The organism is Corynebacterium sp. UMB2355A (genome assembly GCF_033877495.1).
GTDB classification, from domain to species: Bacteria; Actinomycetota; Actinomycetes; order Mycobacteriales; family Mycobacteriaceae; genus Corynebacterium; species Corynebacterium pseudogenitalium.
In genome coordinates this window covers 1,161,619-1,180,992 of the sequence record NZ_CP138855.1, presented here as the reverse complement: position 1 = coordinate 1,180,992, position 19,374 = coordinate 1,161,619, and the positions used below count along the sequence as shown (strand labels likewise).

Genomic DNA, 19,374 nt, shown 5'->3' with positions numbered 1-19,374 from the left:
CGGCCGATAACTGCTGTAATGCTAGAGCGCTCGGGCTGCCCGAATTTCGCAACGGTTGTTGATTCCATTTTAAGGTAGCGAGCGCAGTCGGCGTTTCGCGCACCACATTCCATTGCTGATTGTTCGCGAACTGGGGAAATGACATGCGACTCGGTCGAAAATAGAGATTGTGGTGCACAGGGAGTTCGCAGAGTGCCAAATCTGACATCGTGTAATATCTAGCACTTTTCTCACCTGGAATTATGAATGAACGGACCAAATAGGGTTGCGTCTTTTGGCACACGCACTCTCTGCTGGGCGCCAAATTTCCTCGTCGGAAGTTGGCGACCTGCGGAAACAGATTGCGGCTCGGCCAAACCGGCCGGAGCCCCGGGAATACTTTCAGCTCCGACGCGTTAGGGTAGTTGACACGTCACGTAAATGAGAGGGGCTAACGATGCATATCGGAATCCTGGGGCGGGCAAGCTCGGCACCGTCCTGGGCAGGCACGCGATCGCCGCAGGCCACGAGGTCACGTTTGCGGGCTCGATCCTGCGGCGATTGACCTGATTGTGCGCGCGCTCGTACCGGGTGCGGTGACCGCTACCGCAGGGGACGTTGTCAAGGTTGCTGACGTCGTGATCCTCGCGCTGCCGCTGCGGAACTTCCGCCAACTGCCTGCTGATGCGTTGGCGGGAGCGCTGGTCGTCGACGCGATGAATTACTGGTGGGAGACGGACGGCCACCACCCGGAGCTCGCGGAGGCGAACTCCTCGCGGCTGGTGCAGGACCACCTGGCGCAATCCCGCGTGGTGAAGGCGTTCAACCACATGGGCTACCACGATCTTGATGAAGGCTCCGGGACTGGCAAGGCGATTGCGGTGGCGGGGGATGGCGAAGGGGACGTCGAAAAGGTGGCGGGGCTCGTCCGCGACTTTGGGTTCGATCCCCTGCCCCTGCACTCCCTCGATGCCGGGGTTGCGCTGCAGCCCGGGCACCCCGCGTTCGGCGCGAATGTTGACGTGCACACGCTACGCACACTGATCAACGACAAGGAGCAAGCATGACCACGCTAGATCCCGCAGCTATTGAGTTCGGCTTAGATACGTTCGGCGACATCCCGCGCAAGGAGGACGGCGCGCTGTTCACGCACGCCGAGGCGATCCGCGCGACACTCGAGGAAGCAAAACTCGCCGATGCCATAGGTGTCGACGCCTTCACCGTCGGCGAACACCACCGGCCCGACTACGCCATCTCCTCCCCACCGGCGATGCTCGCGGGCATCGCCACCGCCACGCAACGGCTCAAGCTGGCGTCCGGGGTGACGGTGTTGTCCTCCGACGACCCTGTCCGCGTCTTCGAGCAGTTTGCCACCCTCGACGCGTTGTCAAATGGCCGCGCGGAGGTGATCCTCGGGCGCGGATCCTTCACCGAGTCCTTCCCGCTCTTCGGCTACAACCTCGAGGACTACAACCGGCTCTTCGAGGAGAAACTCGGCCTGTGGGCCGAGGTGGTCAAGGAGGAGCCGGTGACCTGGTCCGGCCAGACTAGAGCCGCGCTCAACAACGCCGACCTCTACCCGAAGACCGAGCGCGGCCTGACCACATGGGTCGGCGTCGGCGGTTCGCCAGAGTCCGTCGTGCGCACCGCGAAGTACGGGTTCGGCCTCATGCTCGCGATCATCGGCGGCGCACCCGTCCGGTTCAAGCCGTACGTGGACCTGTACAAGCAGGCCTCGACGCAGTTCGGAACCACCGCGCACCCCGTGGGTGTGCACTCCCCCGGCTTCGTCGCCGACACTGATGAGGAAGCCAAGGAACTCATCTTTGAGGAGTACGCGGCGGCTCAGCATCGCATCGGGAAGACGCGTGGGTGGCCGCCGCTGACCCGCAGCCGCTTCGAGTCGGAGATCAGCCGCGGCGCGCTCACGGTGGGTTCGCCGGAGACGGTAGCAGCAAAGATCGCCAACACGGTTCGCACGCTTGACCTGGGTCGATACGACATGGTGTACTCCACCGTCGGGCACATCCCCCACGCCGCCCGCATGCGTTCGGTGGAGCTCTACGGGACCAAGGTCGTGCCCCTGGTACGCGACATGCTTGCCGACGCCTAGCACTCTAGCCCCGCGCCACCGGCCCCGGGTTGCGGCTCGGCTTCAACGTCGCGTACGGCAACTCCTGCGTGGGCAGCCAATCAGCCCTCGCCTGCTTGATCTTGCCAACGCCCATGTAGCCGATCGCGTGCTCCGGCAGCGCTACGTTCTCGAGGCGGACGACAAGTAGGCCGTGCTCGAACGAAACCTGAGCGCAAGCTCAACCTCAGCCCCCGAGGCGATGCGCAACTGCGCCCCAATCATCGGACGCTGCCGATGCGGAATCGTCCGATGCACCGGCATCGCCCTCGGGCCACCAAGCGGCACCTCCCGCGGGAGAAGCACCTCGACTGCGCTGTACTGGGAACTCATGGCGGCAATGGTATCCGGTGCGGGGTGAAGGGAGCTTGTGTGCTCGCGTGCCGCACCAAATTCCATTGCTGGCCAGTGACGACCTGGGCTTTTGCTGTCTCGGCACGCCGGAAACCCGGGTTCTGGTGCACAGCTAATTGCCAGAAACCCTTTCGTTAGTGGAGCCAGTGCCAAAGGACGCCTCCGAAAATTCACGACCTGGGAAAACACCCGTTTTCAAAACCGAAATTGCGTCCTTTGGCACTCGCTCCCTGTAACCACACCGAAAACCCCAGGTAATTCTTTTAGAGGCCTATTTCCACGCCAGAAAGATATTGGAAAGATATAGGGAGCCTGGAAGCCTCGCCGAAATGTTATTCGTGCAGGTCAGCGATTTGTTTCGATATTTTATCTCTTTTACGCCCGGATCCAACGGGTGCCGCGGCCGCGCGGAGGACCATCCGGGTCGATCTTCGCGCGCCCGAGGCTGCGCAAGTGTCGAAGGATCCGGCCTGCTTCGGCGACGCTGACACCGGTCTGGTCGGCGATGTCGGCGGATTGGAGTGCGGCACCGTCGTGGAGTTTGGCCTCGATCCATTCCTGGACGCTCACGGTGGCGAGGTCGCTGGGTTGTCCCAGGTTGAGGAGTTTCCGGGCTTCACCGCTGAGGGTCCACTCGTCGGCGTCGGTGACGGGGTCGAGAAGGCTGCGGGCGACGAGGTCGTCCATAAGCTCATGTACTTCGAGGGAGCTGAACTGGGTTTTCTGTGCAGCCGTTGTTGCTGTAATGAGTGGTGCGGAGTTGAGGTGCCAGAGCACAATCAGCGGCGCAACACTATCGACGACCTCCTCGCCGAAACGCTCCGAAAGCTTCCGCAAGCCCTTGATGAAGTTGGTATCTGGCTGCTGCGCTGCCAGAACCACCTGCACATTTGCCTCGGTGGCGGTTACCTCCGGGGCGCTGCGGCCGGTGCGGATCATGGTGGCCCACATGCGGTCGAAACCGCGCGAGCTTTCCTCGGCGAGGCCAAGGGTCCGCATCGCCGCCATGAGCCGGTTGTTCCGTGGCACTGAGGGCGTCGATAATAATGTGTCAACCGTTACGCCTGGTGGGAGAGGTCCCGGAGAAGTGATCTTGAGCGTGCGGTTCGTTTGCTCGACCACTACTGGGCCGGGCAGGCGCCAGTCGCGGTGAATGAATGCGTTCGAGACGGCCTCGTCGACTGCCTGCGACGGGAACCGACTGATGGCGACTTCCTCACCATCCTCAAACTGCACGCGCTCAATCTCGCGGTCACCATTTTCCGCAATCAGACGTCGCAGGCGTGGCAACGCGAGCAGCAGAGGGTCTGAAATGAGCGTGGCCTGCGGTTCTTGCCCTGGGATGCTGCGCCACAGGTGGCGGACCACCACGTCTGTCGGGTTTGGTTGGGCGAGAAGGATTTCGGCGGCGCGCTTGAGTTGGCCGTCGTCTCGCATGAGTCCGAGTTCCCGAAGCAGGCCAGTGGTGGTCTGAGGGATTGCCGCGTCCGAGCCCCGCGAGCGGCGATGCTCCCGCAGCATCCGCCGAGCCTCCTCGATGACGGGAAGTTGCAGGTCATCGATAGTGATATCGGCTGGGTCGTTCGAATAGTCAGGGTCTCGCCGCGCGGCATCGATCGCCCGGCGTAGCTCCTCTGTCATCGGCTGGCACGAGAACTGCGAGTCCGCCGTCCGCCTTTTCGCCGCACCATCACCCCGCGTGTACAGCGCACGAGCTTCCGGCACGTGAATCACTACAAGCCGAGCACCCCACGCATGCACCGCTGTCACCTGCACATTCATGTTCGGCTTCGTGCCATTGAAGATCCGCCGGGCAATGTCCTCCTCGCCCAGCTCAGTGCCAGTGAATGCGCCCGCGCCAGGAGTCCGGTCCGCAACGCCGACAACAATGTGTCCCGTCGCCGCCTCGCTGTTGGCCATACAAATAGCCTCATTCAACAGCTTCTCGACGAGCTTCGCCCTCCCGCCCTTCCCCTCACGAGCAGAGGGATCTTCCTTGAATTCCAAAATCAGCGACTCTTGCGAGTCCGCCGTCGCTCCATCATGAATCGCCTCCAGCGCTAAACGAACATACGAGGGGAGCGCGTCCCAAGCTGATTCCGTGACCATGTGGCAGATTGTACATTCCCCAGGTAATTCTTTTCGGAGCCAATTTTGGGAGTTGAAGATATTGGAAAGGTATCGGGTGCTGGGAAAGTGTAGTTCTGAACGTTCGTGCAGGTCAACGAATTGTTTCTATATCTTTCTATCTCTTTCTATATCTTTCGGCGTGAGGGCGCCGGGTGCACCAAATTCCACCTCGCGCAATCAGCGACCTGGCCTTTTACCCTCCCGCCCCGCCAAAAACCCGGGTTCTGGTGCACAGCTAATTGCCAGAAACCCTTTCGCCAGCGGAGCCAGTGCCAAAGGACGCACCCGAAAATTCACGACCTGGGAAAACAGCCGTTTCCAAAACCGAAATTGTGTCCTTTGGCACTCGCTCCCTGTGACCAAGCCACCAGCAAGCCACCAGCAAGCCACCAACCTGCCACCAACCTGCCACCAACCCGTCTTGCGCATTCCCTCACAACCGATGTGCGAGTAAAGTAGGCCCGTAATTTATGGGCAAACAGCCCAGAAGCCACGAGCCCAAAGGGCCACGAGGAAAGGGAGGCGCATTATGCGTGTTGGCATTGTCGGCTATGGAAACTTGGGCAAGAGCGTGGAGCAGCTGGTGAAGCTGCAGCCGGATATGGAGTTGTCGGCGATCTTCTCGCGCCGCAGCAAGCTGGACACGGACACCCGCGTGTTGCCGGTGGCGGAGTTTGGCCAGTACAAGGACGAGATTGACGTCGCGATTCTGTGCCTGGGCTCTGCGACGGATATTCCGGAGCAGGCGCCGGAGTTCGCGAAGTACGTGCCTACCGTGGACACCTACGATAATCACCGTGACATCCCTCGTCACCGCAAGGCGATGGACGAGGTCGCGCGCGAGCACAACACGGTGTCCATCGTTTCCACTGGTTGGGACCCGGGCATGTTCTCGTTGAACCGCGCGATGGCGGAGGCAATTCTGCCGAATGCGCAGCAGCACACGTTCTGGGGCCCGGGTTTGTCGCAGGGGCATTCGGATGCGGTGCGCAGGATTGAGGGCGTCGCGAAGGGTGTGCAGTACACGATTCCTGCGCCGGATGCGTTGGATCGCGCGCGCCGCGGCGAGACCGAGGGTCTCGACGGCAAGTCCGCCCACAAGCGCGTCGTTTACATCGTGCCGGAGGATGGCGCCGACACCGCCGCCATCGAGCACACCATCCGCACGATGCCTGATTATTTCGTCGGCTACGAGGTCGAGGTCAACTTTATTGACGACGCCACCTTCGTCCGCGAACATTCCGGCATGCCGCACGGCGGCCACGTGATCACCACTGGTGGCGTCGGCGAGAACCACCAGCTTGTCGAGTACACCCTGGAACTCTCCAGCAACCCCGACTTTACCGGCGCCGTCGCCGTCGCATACGCACGCGCGGCTGCCCGCCTCGCGGAGGACGGGAAGTCCGGCGCCTACACGGTGTTGGAGGTTCCGCCGTACTTGCTGTCCCCGGTCGCCCTCGACGACCTGATCGCCCGCGACGTCTAACCCACGGGTAGAGGGTGCCGCAAAAGGCCCTTAGAGATTTTGTGAACAGATTTGCATATGCAGATCTGTTCACATTTTTCTGACTCTTCTGGCTACACTTCCTGGAAATAGCATTTTCAGGAGGCCCCTGTGAAGAAGTTCATTGCCCTGTTTGTGGCGTTCGTGCTCGCAATCTTGGCAGCGCCGAGTGCTTCGGCGATCTCCGTGCGTGGCGACGCCGCTTCGCCCCGGTCCGCGGTGGCTGTGGTGCATGCGGGTGGGGGAGTGGAGGCGTCGAGAAATGGGTGGGAGGCGCGGCCGGCGCTGAGCCTGAGCAAGCTCTACCTGGGCTATTGGGTGCTGTACCACGGGGCGCCGCGGCATAAGGCGATGGTGGAGGAGATGGTGCGCACCTCGAACGATGGCATCGCGAGCGTTCTCGATGCGGCGTACCCACAGGCGATTGACGCGATCGCGCGCGACTTCAAATTGAGCGCTACTCAAAGGCGTGGCAATTGGGGAGTGGCGAGTACGTCGGCGGTGGACGTCGCGAGGTTTGTGCAGGCCATCCGGCATGATCCGGTGGCCGCGCCGCTGCTGCGCGGCATGGCGCACGCGGCACCCGTCGCCGCTGATGGCTTCCCGCAGAACTACGGCACATCGAGGCTACCCGGCGTTCAGGGCACGAAGTTCGGGTGGGCCGACGACCGCCGCAGCTCCACCGCGACGGTCAGTTATGGCAATGGGTTCGCGGTCGCGGTGCTCACGTACGGTGATGCGCATGCGAACACGGTTGATGCGCAGCGCGCCGTCGATACCTCGGTGATGCCGGGGCCGGGCGGTGGCCGACGAGTTGTTGATATGTTGCCGCCGCAGACGCCGAACGAGATCAGGAACCTGGTTCCGAAGCATTGGGAGGTCCCGGCGGGCTCGTCGGTGCCGTGGTAATACGTAGACCTGACCAGCCATTACGAGAATAGAGTGGTCTAATCTCCCAAGGTTTCGACGTTTCAGGAAAACCTTGGGAGATTAGGGGGTAGGCGCAATTCTGTTCACAAAATCCCGAGCAAGCTTGTCAGCACACCTTCCACCACAGAACTCCGAAACCCGCGCCACTACTACTCACCCTTGCGATACCTGCGGGAGCGCCCTCCGCCCACGGCGACGAGTAGGCCGTCGTCTTCCCATCCGCTGATGAGGTTGGTGGCCGTGGAGCGGGAGATGTCGCAAAGTTCGACGAGGTCCGCGGTCCGGATTTCGCCGAATGCGGAGAGCCATTGCATGACAACTTTGCGGGCGTTCTCCGGATCGGTGCCGAGGTACCAGGCGGGCCGCGCGGTGGGGGATTCGTGGTCGCGGAGTACGGCACGGCTTGTCTCGTTGAGGAGCCACGCGTCCCCATGCTTGCGGATCAGCGGTTCGCCATTGACCGTCGTTTGGTGCGCCGCGGTCAGGGCCAGTTCGGCGGCTTCCTCCGTGGACTGTAGTGCTTCGGCAACGCTTCGGCGGGTGATGAAAGGGTGGTTGAACAGGAGGTACAGGATGATGGCGATGCGTGTGTCGCGCTGGCGGGGCGTCGGCACGATGCGTGAAACGAGGTCCAGCACGGGCAGCTCAGGCTGGCCGCCCACGAGCGTCGTTTCGATGTATGGTCCTGGAACCTCGATGATCTCCGGAGACCGGTGGCCGAGCGTGATCATGGATTGGTACATGCGGTCAACGCCGACGCCCTGCTTGTCCACGAGGCCGATTGCGCGGTAGAGGTCGGCAAGGGCGGGGTAGCGGGCTTCCCGGTTGCTGAGCACGTTTGCCGCAGAGATGGCGGGCATGAATGGGCCGGGGCTGCGCACGATGAGGGTGCTGTCGAGTTCGATTCAGCGGACGTCGACTGGTTCTTGTCGGTTCCAGTCGCGGTGAATCATCGCGTTGAGCAGGGCTTCACGCACGGCGCTGTGTGGGATCTGTGGAATCGGTTGGTGCACGAACCCGGACACGATCGTGTTGTTCTTGTTCACGATGCGCAGTGCCTGCTCGATATCTTCAAGCTGTTCAAGTGTCGACGTCCCCGCGTTGCCACTGACACGATTCAGTATGTTGCCGCCGTGGACGTCGAAAATTGTCAGTTCGAGTACCGCGCGCGGGGTGGCGGCGAAGAGCGTGACGCCTGCTTGGGTGAGGTTGTTGTTCGCGTCGAGTGCTCCGAGGCCACGCAGTAGTTCTTCGTCGGTGAGCTCGCGGAAGGCTTCTTGTTGACGCCGAACAATCTCAAGCGCTCGCGGCCGAACGTCCCCAACACCCAGGTCGGAGGCCTGCGTCATCGGGTCGATGTTCATTTGCGAGCGCTGGTACTCCCACCATTCGGAGAGGTCCACCGGCTTGCACGAGTCGCCGACGCGCCAGCGCAACTGGTCGCTCGTGTTCGGGACGGGCTGTTGGGACGCTGCCACAAAGAGGATCAGCAGCCGTTGCCCTTCAACTACCCGCTCTTCGATGGAAGGGGCAACCTGCACACGCTGGTAAATCTCTTGCCGCAGCCAATCGACGTCCAACTCCGTCCCAATAATGCGGCCCGTTTTGTCCTCAACGCCGACGATGAGCGCGCCACCGCCGGGGGTGTTAGCCATGCAGGCGACTTCGTCAGCGAGTTTGGTGGCCGCCATCAGGTTCCGGGGTGCGCCCGGCTCGATCTCAGGCCCGTTGCGACGTCCGGCTTCCTCCTTAAAGTCGACATCCTGGGTTTCGGTCGTCCTATGGACGCGTCCGCCCGCTGCTGTCGCCAGAATTGCGCCGACTTGTTCAGCCAAATCTTGCCGAAGGGGGTGAAAGCCGGGCTGCATACGACCCCTCCCCTCCGACCTGCGATTGTTTGAATAGATGTGTCTAATCTACCAAGGTTTCCGCGTTTCCGGGAAACGTTGGACGATTAGGCAGTTGTATTCGGCTTGCGTCGATAGGCGCCGTGATGGTGTTACGGCAGCATCGCAGCGATGTTGGCTGGCAGCATCGGCTTGAGCGCTGGCAGCGCGACCGCGCCGAGGACGCCCGCGATCAGCAGCGCGACCGGCGTCCAGAATGCCGCGGCGCGTTCGGACTGTGTCATCTTCGAGGACTGCTGCAAGAGCTTATTGGTCTCGTACTCGTGGCCAGTAGCACAGGCTTCCAAGGCACGTCGATATTCGCGGTAAAACAGATGCTGCTTTGTGTTTGAAACGTCCCGGGTAAAGAGGACTACATCCGTCCTGGCATCGTCCGTGCCGGTAAGAAAGCGGAGAAGGTGTGCGGTTCCCGCGTAATATTCGTCCCCGTTTGCTTTATCTTCCTCGGCGCTTTCCTTCAGCTCACGCAGGTTGTCGGCGGCTTCAGCCGGGGTTCGAGGGCCACCGAAACCGTACATTTCACCGTCAAGTTGTGCCAGAATCCAGCACTTATTGTCCTCAAACTTGTTGACCGCATAGGCGCCAGGAATGTTTGAATACTCGTGGGCGCCAGCGGTCGGCGCGAGCGCCCCGACGGTCATGGTTGCGGCGAGGGCCGCGGCTGCCATTTTCTTCACAGTGAAAACTCCTTTGGGTGACAGGAAAAAAATAAGGTTCTTGTATATTCAAGCCCCCCCCCCTCGTGATTTGTCAAGGCTGCGGCCCAGGCGGGGAGGCAAGTGCAATTCTGTTCACAAAATCCCGAGCAAGCTTTTCATCGGCCAATCTCGACTCAGAACGTCGAATGGAGCAGCTAGATCAGGCCCCGGGCATCCGATGCGCATCGGCAAAGTGTCGTGGTGAATTACGGCAGCATTGCAGCGATGTTGGCTGGCAGCGCGATAGACGTCCAGAATGCTGCGGCGCGTTCATGCTGTGCCACCCTGGTAGTCAACCACGGCTCATCGTGGCTGTGTGTGGGTGCAGTGGAGAATGCGCAGTGGGTCTGAGTGTGATTTTGAGTGTTGTTCTTTAAAATCGCACTCAGAATCGCTCTCACACAGTGAGATATGCCTTTAACCTGCGGGTTTTGAGTGCGATTCTGATTTATATTTTGAGTTATACTTCTATACATGAGCGAAACCGCTATCAAAACCACCATCAACACACTGCGAGACATAGGCAACGACACCTACAAAATCGAAGCAAAAGATGCCTCGCACGGCTTGCCAAAGAGCATTGATGAAACTCTCTCTGCGTTTGGAAATATGCCAGAGGGCGGAGTCATCCTGCTCGGTGTGGCAGAAGAAGACGGCAGTTTCCCCGTGACAGGTATTTCCAGCCCAAAGCCCGTAGAGAGTCAGTTAGCAAATAAAGCACGACAGAAGATCGTGCCTCCCCTCCACCTCGGTGCTATCGAAACTGCAACAGTCGATGGCAAGACTGTGCTGCAGTGCATCGTTCCTCCGCAACCCTCGGACCGTAAGCCATTCCGGGTTGGGAAGGGCGGCCCCGCCTACATCCGGTCCGGTGACGGTGACTACGAGCTCGACCCAAACGAGGAACAGCTTCTTGTTTCGCAACGCGGAGTCCCAAAGCACGATCGGGCACCTGTGGAGGGCGCCAGCGTAGAACGAGACCTCGACCCGGATCTGCTTGAACAGTATCTGGAGCAAGAGCGCTCACAATCCAGGCGTCTTGCCCAACTACCGCGAGAAGACCAGCTGATTCGCACCAATGTCGTCGCACCCGATACGGGTGAGCCCACGGTGGCAGCAATCTATGCCCTCGGTATACACCCTCAGCAGTTTTTGCCTCTCAACGTCAAAGCACACGTTACCCGCGGACCGCATGACCCCAGGGCAATGCGAATGCGGGACAGGGAAGAATTCACCGGACCAGTCCCCGATTTGCTTGAAGCGGTAGTCGAGTGGGTCACCGACCACCTGCAAACAACCACCGTCTTTACTGATGGCCACGGCAAGGATGTGCCAGAGCTTCCCACGTTGGCCATTCGCGAGATTGTAGCCAACGCACTTGTCCACCGTGACCTGTCTCCGGCCAGCATGCTTGCCTACACACAAGTAGTAAAGCACTCAGACAAGCTCATCGTGGTCAACCCTGGCGGACTTTGGGGATTGACCGAAAGCGAACTTGGCAACACCGGACCGCGGGCACGCAATCCCGTCTTGTACCGCATGTGTACTGCAGTAAAGACGCCGAAAGGACACCGCGTCATTGAGGCGAGTGCGACGGGCATTCCCGCAGTACGTGAGGCTCTTCATGACGCTTTCCTCCCCGCCCCCTATTTCAAAGACAGAGTCATCGACTTCCAAGCGATCCTGACCTCTTCGACCATGCTTTCCGAAGCGGATCTCGCTTGGGCTACGAATCTTCCGGGTGGAGAGGTGTTTTCCACGGCGCAGCGCCATGCGCTCATCCGGATGCGCAATGGTGAGACGCTTACCAACGCGTCCTATCGCCAAGAATTCCCGATGGACTCCACCCAAGCACGCGCCGAGTTACAACAGCTTGTGGAATACGGCCTAGCGACCGCCCTTGGCCAAGCAGGTGGCACCGTTTATTCTTTCCTCCCGGAAGAAACATCTGCGCCGAAAGCGCCAGAGCCAGCAACTCCGACATCTTCACAATCACGGAGCCGCGCGTACCTACGGAGCGGGGAAAAAATCGACCTGATCCGCAAAACGCTCCACGCCGCCGGACAGCCACTGTCCAAACGCGAAATCGCCGAGCACACTGGCATGAGTTACGGTCAAATAACCCCGACCCTGAAGACAATGGAGCAGCAAGGCATCATTACGTTCACAGAAAAGCACTGGAACGCAAAGAACCAGCGCTACGCGCTTTCTGGTGAACAAGACGAGTAGATGCGGACAACGCGGCGTCGATAAGCATCATGCCTATCGCCAGCACGACGACCAGGGAGATCAAGAACTCGGTGTGGCTCCCCTCAGCGCGCGGCCACAAGTCGATCAAGCCCGGCACCGCAAGCGCAAGACCCGCGATCGCGATATAGCTTTGCGGCACTCCTGTAAATCTCTTGCCGCAGCTAATCGACGTCCAACTCCGTCCCAATAATGCGGCCCGTCTAGACGTGATTAATCGTCCAAGGGTTCCGTGTCTCCGGGAAACCATGGACGATTAGGCAGTTGTATTCGGCTTGCGTCGATAGGCGCCGTGATGGTGTTACGGCAGCATCGCAGCGATGTTGGCTGGCAACATCGGCTTGAGCGTTGGCAGCGCCACCGCGCCGAGGACGCCCGCGAACAGTAACGCAACCGGTGTCCAGAATGCTGCAGCGCGTTCGGACTGCGTCATCTTCGAGGATTGTTGCAGGAGCTTATTGGTCTCGTACTCGCGGCCAGTAGCACAGGCTTCCAAGGCACGTCGATATTCCCGCTCGAACAAATGCTGTTTTGTGTTTGCAACGTCCCGAACAAGGAGATCTACGTCCGTCCTGGTATCGTCCGTGCCGGTTATAAAGCGGAGAAGGTGTGCGGTTCCCGCGTAGTATTCGTACCCCTCTGCTTTATCTTCCTCGGCGCCTTCCTTCAGCTCACGCAGGTTGTCGGCGGCTTCAGCCGGGGTTCGAGGGCCACCGAAACCGTACATTTCACCGTCAAGTTGTGCCAGAATCCAGCACTTATTGTCCTCAAACTTGTTGACCGCATAGGCGCCAGGAATGTTTGAATACTCGTGGGCGCCCGCGGTCGGCGCGAGCGCTCCGACGGTCATGGTTGCGGCGAGGGCCACGGCTGCAATCTTCTTCACAGCGAAAACTCCTTTGAGTGACAGGGGAAAATAAGGTTCTTGTATATTCAAGCCCCCCCCCCCCTCATCATTTGTCAAGGTCGCAGCCCGGGAGCGAAGGCAGGCGCAATTCTGTTCACAAAATCCCGAGCAAACTTTTCAGCACACCTTCCACTCCAAAATCCCGGAACTCGCAGCGCCCGGCCTACCCCAACAGCGCGTTGTCGATGAGCCGCACGCCGTCCACCGTCGCCGCAACGAGCGCCAGGCCGGGCTCGGACGTCGGCTGCAACGTATCCGGATCGACGACCACCAGGTAGTCCAGCGTCACGCCCTCCGACGCCGCGAGCTCCGCGCGCACCGCGTCGACGTCCAACGCGCCCGCGTCGACCTGTTCCTGCAGCGTCCGCAGTGAACGCGACAGCGCCAACGCCTGCGAACGTCCAGCCTCGGAGAGGCGCACGTTGCGCGAGGACTGCGCCAGGCCGTCCGCGGCGCGCGCGATAGGCAGGGTGCGGATCTCCACGTCGTGGTTCAGGTCGCGAACCATCCGGCGGAGCACCGCCACCTGCTGCGCGTCCTTCTGTCCGAAGTAGGCGACGTCCGGTTTGGCCAGGTTGAACAGCTTGTTGACGACGGTCGCGACACCGTCGAAGTGCCCCGGCCGCGACGCGCCTTCCAGGACGGTGCCCATCTCGCCGGTGCGGACCCAGATCTGTGGAATCCCGCCGGGGTACATTTCCTCGACGCTGGGCGCGAACACGATGTCCACACCGAGGCCCTCGCAAAACGTTGAGTCAGCCTCAATATCGCGTGGGTAGTTGCGGTAATCGTCGGTGTCGCCGAGGTCGGTGAACTGCAGTGGGTTGAGGAACACGCTGGTAATCAGCGTATCGACCTCTCGCCGCGCACGCTCGATGAGCGTGCCGTGCCCCGAGTGCAGGGCGCCCATCGTCGGCACCAGCCCGACGGTCCCGGTTGCTTCGGCGCGTGCCGCGCGGAGCTCTTCAACAGTGGTAATGACTCGCATGGTGGCCTTCCTTAATCCTTGAACGATTCGGCAGCAGCAGGGAAGTCTCCCTTTTCGACGTCCTCCCGGTACCTCCGCGCGCCCTCCAGCAGCTGCGCGCCCAGGTCCGCATACTGACGTACAAACCGCGGCGTTTTTCCGCCGGCGCGGAACCCGAACGCGTCCTGCCACACGAGCACCTGCCCGTCAGTGCCGTTACCTGCGCCGATGCCGATGGTCGGGATCGGAACCTCGTTCGTTACCCGCGTCGCGATCTCCGAAGGCACCATCTCCAGCACGACCGCGAAGGCGCCCGCAGTTGCGACGGCGGTGGCGTCGTCAAGTAGTTGCTGGGCCGCGTCACCACGACCCTGGACAACGTAGCCGCCGAGAGCGTGCTCGGATTGCGGCGTGAACCCGATGTGCCCGCAGACGGGAATGCCGGCGTCGACAAGCGTTTTGATCGTCGGCGCCATCTCGACGCCGCCCTCCAGCTTCACTGCCTGCGCCCCAGTCTCCTTCATGACGCGCACCGCCGCGGCGAGCGCCTGCGACGGCGACTCCTCATACGTGCCGAATGGCAGGTCAACCACCACAAACGTGCGCTGCGTCGAGCGCACGACCGCGGAGGCGAACGTGATCATCTCATCGAGCGTAATCGGCAGGGTAGTAGTGTGGCCGAGCACCACGTTGGCCGCCGAATCCCCGACGAGCAGGAAGTCGATCCCGGCTTCGTCGAAGATCTGGGCGGTCATGGTGTCGTAGCTGGTCAGCGCCGTAAATTTGCGGCCTTCTGCCTTCGCCTGCGCGAAGTAACGAGTACGGAGTCGTTTCATAGGGCCTTATATTAGGACGCTGGGTGGCGCCTCGCTGGCGGTTATTGAAAATCGGATGTCCACCATGGTGTACACAAAACCCTTTACAATCGCGCGAAATGCACTAGGTTGTGTAGAAACACTTTGAAAAACGGGGGGACACTTTGCGCACCTATACCTTGGCACCACTACTCGCCGCCACACTGCTCGCTGGCTGCTCCAGCACCACCCTTATCGACGCCCCCTCCGCCCCCTCCAACGCCCCTCCTGCGGATTCTGCTGTTCAGAGAGCTTTTGTCTTCGAATCCGGTACCGTCCCCATCGGCGACTTCGACCCATTCACGCTTGCCCCCGAGGACTACTTCGATCCCTGCAACGACATCACCGAGGACGAATTCCGCCGCGCGGGCTTCACCGGCGAAATCAAGCGGAGCACGGACGGGGAGATTGACTCGCCGCATGGTGCATCAGCGTGCACATTCAAGGATCCGCACACCAATTGGATCGTGGGGCTGGCGAATGTTGACGCTAACCGGGAAATGACTGAACAGACTCGGATCATTTCTTCTGACTATGCGTCGGATGCTTTGCCGAGTCTTTACGTTTATAACAAGGGCGATCTCGTTACTCCGAGCAATCCTTGTGTTGCACAGCTAGACACTGCTATCGGGGGCATTGGGGTCTTCGTTCAAACACCAAGTGATGAAGATGGCTTCGACATACTTTGTCCAGCAGCCGTTGAAAAACTTGAATCATTGTATTTGAATAATAAAAAATAATTGGGGGAAATAATGGTCCTTATACATATCGAGGTAGAAGACGTAAACAAGGCAATCGTTGATCTACTTGATCTTGGCGAAGCTGCTACTACCGCGTCAGGTATTTCAGGCATGGCGCCCGGCGGAACCTTCTCCGCCGTCTCCGGCCTCCGCGAGGCAGGGGAGAAACACGGGGCGATCTACTCGGAGCACGCTCCACTTGCGACGGACGCGTTCACAGGGAATGTGAAGTCGTCGGCAAAGGTGTTGAAGGTCTGCCTGGACAATACGGTGATGGCGGACGATTCGATTGCGGGCATTGTGAACGCGGTCGGGCTTAGTGGAACGCCTGGGTTGAGCGGGCTGGGTTCCAATCTGGGGATGTCGTCGGCGGCTGCGGTTGCGAAGAGTTACAAGACGCAGCCGTTCAATAACAGTGCGGTGTATGCGTCGACGGATGGGAGCTTCGAGTCGCTGGTGAGCAACATCCTGACCACGAACACAGCGATTCCGTCGGGGTTGGCGTCGAATTGGACGTCGAATGCGCAGCGTATTTACGAGATGGTGGAGGCCATCGCCCCAGCCATTGCGTCCCTCGAATCTTCGGCGGAGACCGAGTTCGTCGCCCAGGCGATTGCGCGTCTCCAGCTGATTCAGGCAGCGGGGTCCGAGTACGCAGCCAACTCGGCGGCGCTTGCGGGGAATAACACGGGGTTGGCGGCGTTGGCGTCGTCGTCGCAACTTATGGCAGCGGCAGCTCAGGCTGCGGCGATAGCAGCTGAGGCCGTATCGCCGGCCGCGGTGAAAGCTGTGAAGGAAGCCTTCGTCAGCTCCTGCCCGATGTATGTCAACTCGTACCTGCCGGCGACGAACCCGACCTTCGTCAAACTGCTTCCGGATCTCACCGATGTCACCGGCTCCGATTTCTCCATCAATGGCCCACCTGCGCCGACAGCACCCGAGTTCGCGGACGCACCGATGCCGGCGGGGCTTGCCAGCATCTTTGCGAACAACGGTTACACAGATCTCGCCAACGCGCGCGGCCCGCAGGACGTGTTGCAGCAGTTCGGGAAGCCGAACCCGGACATGCTCAACGCCATCGCGTCCGGCGCCACCCCGACCCAGGTCGCCTCAGCGCAGGCCCCGACGCTTCCTCCACCGGGCGCGCTGAACGCTCCGGCAGCGAATGTCGCGCCGGGCGCTGGCCTCCATGGCGGTCTCGCCTCCGGTGCAGGCGGGCTCAGCGGTGCGACGACCGGCGCCGCCTCCGCAGCAGGCTCCGGCGTAGGCGCAGGCCAAGGCGCATTCGGTGGCATGCCGATGGGCGGGACAGGCGGTGGTGGCCGCCATCGCGCCGGGTCGCTGCACCAGCAATCAGCAGGGTTCGGCTCGTCGGCAGGCGCAGGTGCAGGCTCAGCCACAGGCTTCGGCTCCAACGCTGGCCTCGCCGGCGGCGGCGCGGGAGGCTTCGCGGGTCGGCCGGGTACCGGGTCCACAGGTGGCTTCGGCGGCCAACCAGGCGCAGCGGGTGCCACAGGTTCTGCCGCCAACACCGCAGGTCAGCAAGGGCAGCGAGGCGGCTTCATGGGTGCGCCAATGTCGCAGGGCCGCGGCAAAGATGACAAGAAGCAACGCCCGAGAGCGGTCACCAGTGCCGTCGAGAGGGAGGGCAACATCCACGCCCTGCTTGGCGACGCCCCCTTGGTCAATCCCGGCGTCATCGGTTTCAACGTGCGTGGTCAGTAGGCAGTCCAGCACGCTGGCGTAGTTCGGCGGCGCGCTCGGGGCGTGGCCGCAGCCGCCAGATGTGCGCGCTCACCCCGGCACCGATCGCGGCGAGCAGCAACGCCACCGGCCACAGCCCGACCACCACTATCACCACCCATATGGAGGCGCCCATCCCCAACCACAGCAGCCCCAGAATCCGCAGCTTCTGCGCCCGCGTCAGCTGTCCTGAGTAGTAGTCAATAATGAACGGCCCGAACGTGTCATGGCGCAGCAGGTAGCGCTCCAACCGTGGCGAGCTCCGCGTGAAGCACACCAGCGCAAGTAGCAGAAACGGCGTCGTGGGCAGGATCGGCACCCACACGCCGACCGCTCCCAGGGCAAGCGCCACCAGCCCCACAATCATGTACACGTACCGCATCGTCGCCACATTCTAGCCGCAACATGCAACAATAGTTGTATGACTGCCTGCACTATCCTATACGCCTCGTTCTACGGATCCACCAAGGAATACGCCGATGAGCTGGCAAAACGCCTCGGAACTACCGCCGAACCAATCCCCGACGCCGACTTCACCCCCGAAGGCCCCATCGTGGTTCTCGCCCCCATCCACGGCCCGAACAACCCCGGCGCCAGCTTCATCCGCAAGCTCCCCGACCCACTTTTCGACGCCCACTCCGTCTCCCTCGTCACCGTCGGCATGAGCCTGGACGAAGTGGCCGTCGATAAGGACTTTTCCGCGAAACTTTTGGGCAGCCGCGCGGACAGCGTCACCCGCTTCTACCTGCCCGGGCGCATGAACTATTCCGAACTATCCGCTGCTCACGCCGCCACGATGGCGGGCGTCGTCGGCGCTTTGCGACTCAAACCGCGCAAGTCCGCGAACGACCGCATGATGATCGACACCTATAACAAGGACGTCGACCGCGTTGACTTCACCCGCCTCGCCCCCGTCGAGGCCTGGGTGCGCGACAACAGCTAGCGGATCAAACCGGCCTGCTTTGCCAGGCCTGCGATACCGGCCAGCACCGTGAACACGACGCCGATAATGATGCCGGCTTTCGTGCCGTCATCCATCGGCTCAGCCTTGAAATCCTTGCCCTGCAGGCATGCCTGGAGCGCCATGCCATCGTTGATGGCTGCGGTGTCCGCTGCATTGGATGATCCGAACGCCTCGCTGAGCTGTGACGACTGCTGCAGCTTGGTCAGGTCTGCCTCCGCCAGCTTCTTGGCATCCGCTTGCTGTGCAACCCAAATCTTGACCTCGTTCTGGGTGTGCGTGCCGTTGTTCTTGGTCATGTTGGCGCTGTCGAACTTCAGCGTGCACTGCGGCTGGTAGTTCTTGTGGCTCATCGTGTTCGACGCAGCATCGGCAGTCGGCGCGAGCATGGAGGCAGCCATCGCAGTAGCGACGACGGTAGCGGTGATCTTCTTCATCGCGATGTCCTTATATAGAGAAGAAAGCTCCGCATGATGCGGAGCTTTAGAGGGGGAGGGGATACTACTTGAGGAGGTTGCCCAGGAACTGTGCAACAGGTACTGGAAGTGCGTTACGGAACTCAGGCGAGAACGCTGCACCAAGCGCCGCGATACCCAGGAGTGCAGGAACAATGACGGACAGCCAGTACGCGGCCGCGCGACCCTCATGCGGCTCGACGACGGAGGACAGCGAGTTCACGAAGTTGGTGGTGTAGTTCTCGCCGTTCGCGCAGGCCTGCAGCGCGAGCAGGTCTTCGCCCTTCATAAAGTCGTAAAAAGTTTGGTCACTGTCGCCCCGCAGGTAGGCCTGGTGGTTCATGAGGAAGGAATTAGCGGTAGTGGCATCTGGCATCTTCCGCCTCGCCTCTGCAGGGGTGAGTGTATCCGGCAGGCCGATTGCGTAGGTGATCGTGCACTTGTTGCCGGAGACGACGGTGGTCACCTTGTAGGCGTCGTCATAGCTGCTGCCTTTTTCTTCTGCGGCACCTGCCGTCGGGACGATCAGGCCGAGGGTCATGGTTGCAGCTACAGCTGCGGTCGCGAACTTCTTCACAGTGGGCACTCCTTGCGTTGACAGTGAACCATTAGATAGCGCTCATAATGTTCAGTGATCTGTACGTTTTTCTCAAGCTTTACCCCCGAAAGGTCCGTACTTAGTCCAGCAAAACTTCCGTCGACCTCTTCCGGTCGACCAACGCAGGTCACGGCATTCTTGGGCTTTTCGACGCCAATTCCTCCATCTCACGCCGACCTGCATTGGTCAACGCTAAGAGGTCGACCGGAACATGTCGACGGGAACAGGTCGACCGGAACGTCTCGCCGGCCGACAGGCAAATGGTCTGG

18 protein-coding genes and 1 pseudogene are annotated in these 19,374 nt (G+C 61.0%); 9 read left to right on the top strand and 10 right to left on the bottom strand.

What is annotated here, in order from left to right:
- Nucleotides 1-420 precede the first annotated feature (420 nt).
- Genes R0V12_RS05560 through R0V12_RS05550 form a run of 3 tightly spaced genes read left to right on the top strand, consistent with a single transcriptional unit; the run spans nucleotide 421 to nucleotide 2,092 of the window.
- Complete coding sequence (locus R0V12_RS05560; protein WP_320072999.1) at nucleotides 421-549, top strand: hypothetical protein; 129 nt, start codon at nucleotides 421-423, stop codon at nucleotides 547-549.
- Nucleotides 550-551: 2 nt separating this feature from the next.
- Nucleotides 552-1,046: an NADPH-dependent F420 reductase gene (locus R0V12_RS05555; protein ID WP_320072998.1), complete on the top strand. Its 495-nt coding sequence runs from the start codon at nucleotides 552-554 to the stop codon at nucleotides 1,044-1,046.
- Nucleotides 1,043-2,092 carry an LLM class flavin-dependent oxidoreductase gene (locus tag R0V12_RS05550; protein ID WP_320072255.1) on the top strand — a complete coding sequence of 350 codons (1,050 nt, stop codon included), beginning with the start codon at nucleotides 1,043-1,045 and terminating at the stop codon, nucleotides 2,090-2,092. Before R0V12_RS05555 ends, R0V12_RS05550 begins: the two co-directional genes overlap by 4 nt.
- Before the next feature lie 141 nt (nucleotides 2,093-2,233).
- Here R0V12_RS05550 and R0V12_RS11520 read toward each other — a convergent pair whose 3' ends face one another.
- Together R0V12_RS11520 and R0V12_RS05540 are read right to left on the bottom strand one after the other, a co-directional pair.
- Nucleotides 2,234-2,443 carry a hypothetical protein gene (locus tag R0V12_RS11520; RefSeq protein ID WP_413774847.1) on the bottom strand — a complete coding sequence of 70 codons (210 nt, stop codon included), beginning with the start codon at nucleotides 2,441-2,443 and terminating at the stop codon, nucleotides 2,234-2,236.
- Between the two features lie 396 nt (nucleotides 2,444-2,839).
- Nucleotides 2,840-4,573 (bottom strand): ATP-binding protein, encoded by a 1,734-nt coding sequence (locus R0V12_RS05540; RefSeq protein ID WP_320072997.1) that lies wholly within the window; start codon nucleotides 4,571-4,573, stop codon nucleotides 2,840-2,842.
- Between the two features lie 550 nt (nucleotides 4,574-5,123).
- Between R0V12_RS05540 and R0V12_RS05535 the strand changes: the two genes are divergently transcribed.
- Complete coding sequence (locus R0V12_RS05535; RefSeq protein WP_070478719.1) at nucleotides 5,124-6,080, top strand: diaminopimelate dehydrogenase; 957 nt, start codon at nucleotides 5,124-5,126, stop codon at nucleotides 6,078-6,080.
- Between the two features lie 129 nt (nucleotides 6,081-6,209).
- The gene (locus R0V12_RS05530) at nucleotides 6,210-7,007 is read left to right on the top strand and encodes a hypothetical protein (protein ID WP_320072253.1); all 798 of its coding nucleotides are present in this window, start codon (nucleotides 6,210-6,212) and stop codon (nucleotides 7,005-7,007) included.
- A 170-nt stretch (nucleotides 7,008-7,177) separates the two neighbouring features.
- Here the strand turns inward: R0V12_RS05530 and R0V12_RS05525 are convergent.
- Both R0V12_RS05525 and R0V12_RS05520 read right to left on the bottom strand, forming a co-directional pair.
- Nucleotides 7,178-8,896, bottom strand: a pseudogene (locus R0V12_RS05525) (DUF5635 domain-containing protein).
- Nucleotides 8,897-9,027: 131 nt separating this feature from the next.
- Nucleotides 9,028-9,612, bottom strand: coding sequence for a hypothetical protein (locus R0V12_RS05520; protein ID WP_320072252.1), 585 nt, complete (start codon nucleotides 9,610-9,612; stop codon nucleotides 9,028-9,030).
- 495 nt (nucleotides 9,613-10,107) lie between these two features.
- Here R0V12_RS05520 and R0V12_RS05515 point away from each other — a divergent pair, with 495 nt between their 5' ends.
- The gene (locus R0V12_RS05515) at nucleotides 10,108-11,862 is read left to right on the top strand and encodes an ATP-binding protein (RefSeq protein ID WP_320072996.1); all 1,755 of its coding nucleotides are present in this window, start codon (nucleotides 10,108-10,110) and stop codon (nucleotides 11,860-11,862) included.
- 319 nt (nucleotides 11,863-12,181) lie between these two features.
- Here the strand turns inward: R0V12_RS05515 and R0V12_RS05510 are convergent, their stop codons facing one another.
- From R0V12_RS05510 to panB, 3 genes are all read right to left on the bottom strand, one after another.
- The gene (locus R0V12_RS05510) at nucleotides 12,182-12,766 is read right to left on the bottom strand and encodes a hypothetical protein (protein ID WP_320072250.1); all 585 of its coding nucleotides are present in this window, start codon (nucleotides 12,764-12,766) and stop codon (nucleotides 12,182-12,184) included.
- 184 nt (nucleotides 12,767-12,950) lie between these two features.
- The gene (gene panC / locus R0V12_RS05505; RefSeq protein WP_252931393.1) at nucleotides 12,951-13,775 is read right to left on the bottom strand and encodes a pantoate--beta-alanine ligase; all 825 of its coding nucleotides are present in this window, start codon (nucleotides 13,773-13,775) and stop codon (nucleotides 12,951-12,953) included.
- Nucleotides 13,776-13,786: 11 nt separating this feature from the next.
- A complete protein-coding gene (gene panB / locus R0V12_RS05500) occupies nucleotides 13,787-14,590 on the bottom strand; it encodes a 3-methyl-2-oxobutanoate hydroxymethyltransferase (protein ID WP_320072995.1) in 804 nt (267 codons plus the stop codon).
- Nucleotides 14,591-14,733: 143 nt separating this feature from the next.
- Here panB and R0V12_RS05495 point away from each other — a divergent pair, with 143 nt between their 5' ends.
- Nucleotides 14,734-15,348 carry a DUF3558 family protein gene (locus tag R0V12_RS05495; protein ID WP_320072994.1) on the top strand — a complete coding sequence of 205 codons (615 nt, stop codon included), beginning with the start codon at nucleotides 14,734-14,736 and terminating at the stop codon, nucleotides 15,346-15,348.
- A gap of 12 nt (nucleotides 15,349-15,360) precedes the next feature.
- Entirely contained in the window at nucleotides 15,361-17,073 is a 1,713-nt protein-coding gene (locus R0V12_RS05490; protein WP_320072993.1) for a hypothetical protein, read from the top strand.
- On the opposite strand, the gene R0V12_RS05485 is transcribed toward R0V12_RS05490, so the two are convergent.
- Entirely contained in the window at nucleotides 17,054-17,473 is a 420-nt protein-coding gene (locus tag R0V12_RS05485) for a YbaN family protein (protein ID WP_071573803.1), read from the bottom strand. The two genes, R0V12_RS05490 and R0V12_RS05485, sit on opposite strands and share 20 nt — an antisense overlap.
- A 39-nt stretch (nucleotides 17,474-17,512) precedes the next feature.
- Here R0V12_RS05485 and R0V12_RS05480 point away from each other — a divergent pair, with 39 nt between their 5' ends.
- A complete protein-coding gene (locus R0V12_RS05480; protein ID WP_256008674.1) occupies nucleotides 17,513-18,034 on the top strand; it encodes a flavodoxin domain-containing protein in 522 nt (173 codons plus the stop codon).
- Here R0V12_RS05480 and R0V12_RS05475 read toward each other — a convergent pair.
- Together R0V12_RS05475 and R0V12_RS05470 are read right to left on the bottom strand one after the other, a co-directional pair.
- Nucleotides 18,031-18,489: a hypothetical protein gene (locus R0V12_RS05475; RefSeq protein WP_320072992.1), complete on the bottom strand. Its 459-nt coding sequence runs from the start codon at nucleotides 18,487-18,489 to the stop codon at nucleotides 18,031-18,033. The two genes, R0V12_RS05480 and R0V12_RS05475, sit on opposite strands and share 4 nt — an antisense overlap.
- Nucleotides 18,490-18,553: 64 nt before the next feature.
- Nucleotides 18,554-19,084: a hypothetical protein gene (locus tag R0V12_RS05470; RefSeq protein WP_284805511.1), complete on the bottom strand. Its 531-nt coding sequence runs from the start codon at nucleotides 19,082-19,084 to the stop codon at nucleotides 18,554-18,556.
- Between the last annotated feature and the right edge of the window lie 290 nt (nucleotides 19,085-19,374).